This window comes from Streptomyces sparsus, assembly GCF_054776295.1.
In genome coordinates this window covers 1-944 of the sequence record NZ_BAAHCA010001366.1, presented here as the reverse complement: position 1 = coordinate 944, position 944 = coordinate 1, and the positions used below count along the sequence as shown (strand labels likewise).

The 944-nt window shown below is 74.7% G+C and carries 1 protein-coding gene and 1 pseudogene; both read left to right on the top strand.

Annotated features, from left to right (window positions below; all coding sequences use genetic code 11):
• Positions 1 to 652: pseudogene (locus tag ACYVE9_RS28465) on the top strand (hypothetical protein); the annotation flags it as partial.
• A gap of 20 nt (positions 653 to 672) precedes the next feature.
• On the top strand, positions 673 to 897 hold the full coding sequence (locus ACYVE9_RS28460) for an FmdB family zinc ribbon protein (RefSeq protein WP_461030767.1): 225 nt from the start codon (positions 673 to 675) through the stop codon (positions 895 to 897).
• The last annotated feature ends 47 nt before the right edge of the window (positions 898 to 944 follow it).

The following is a 944-nucleotide window of genomic DNA, read 5'->3' as shown; positions in this document are numbered from 1 at the left end:
GGACGTCCAGCGGCAGGCCGAGACCATCGGTGAGGAGGCGCGGCGGCTACCGGAGCGGGCCGCCGAGCTGGACCGCCGGCTGGCCTCGCTGCGGACGAGGGCGCAGGCGCTGGCGACCCGGGCCGAGAAGGTCGAACCGGTGCTGAGTGAGCTGCGCCGCCGGTTCAGCGCGGCCTGCTGGCAGGACCTCCAGCAGGTGCCGGAGCAGGCCCGGCAGGCCGCGGAGCAGGCCGAGGCCAAGGTCGGTCAGGCCCAGCAGGCCAGGGACGCCCAGCGGTGGGCCGACGCGACGGCGCTGCTGTCGTCGGTACGGGCCCTGCTGAACACCGCTGACGACGCGGTCGCCGCCGCCGGCGACCGACTACAGCGGTTGAACGAGGTGTCCTTCAACCACGAGAAGGAGACCGAACGGGCCCGGTTCGCGTTGCGCGACGCGCAGCGGCTGGCGATGTCCGGGCGCAGCACACCCGACCCCCGGCACGCGCGCCCGCTGGACGACGCGGTCGCCCGGCTGGATCGGGCGCTCGCGGAGCTGGAGACCGGTGGGCGGCACCCGGACTACTGGCAGTTCCTGACCGAGCTGGACGCCATCAGGGAGACGGTGGCGCAGGTCGTCTCCGATATCCGGCAGTCTCTGGGTTCGGGGCACTGACCTGGGGCTATCCTGCCCCCATGCCGAGATACGAGTATCGCTGCCGGGAGTGCGGGACGACCTTCGAGCGCAGCCGTCCGATGGCCGAGTCGAGCGCGCCCGCGGACTGCCCCCAGGGGCACGGGGACACCGTGAAGCTGCTGTCCACGGTGGCGGTCGGCGGCGGGGCATCCGCGCCGTCCGCTCCGGCTCCCGCCGCAGGTGGCGGGGGCGGGGGCTGCTGCGGTGGCGGCTGCTGCGGCTGACTCCCGCCTCGCACTGGGACGCCCCGCCTGCGGCTGACTCCCGTCGC

Coding starts and splice junctions, on each gene's coding strand:
- ACYVE9_RS28460 (WP_461030767.1), top strand. CDS start 673: ATGCCGAGATACGAGTATCGCTGCCGGGAGTGCGGGACGACCTTCGAG.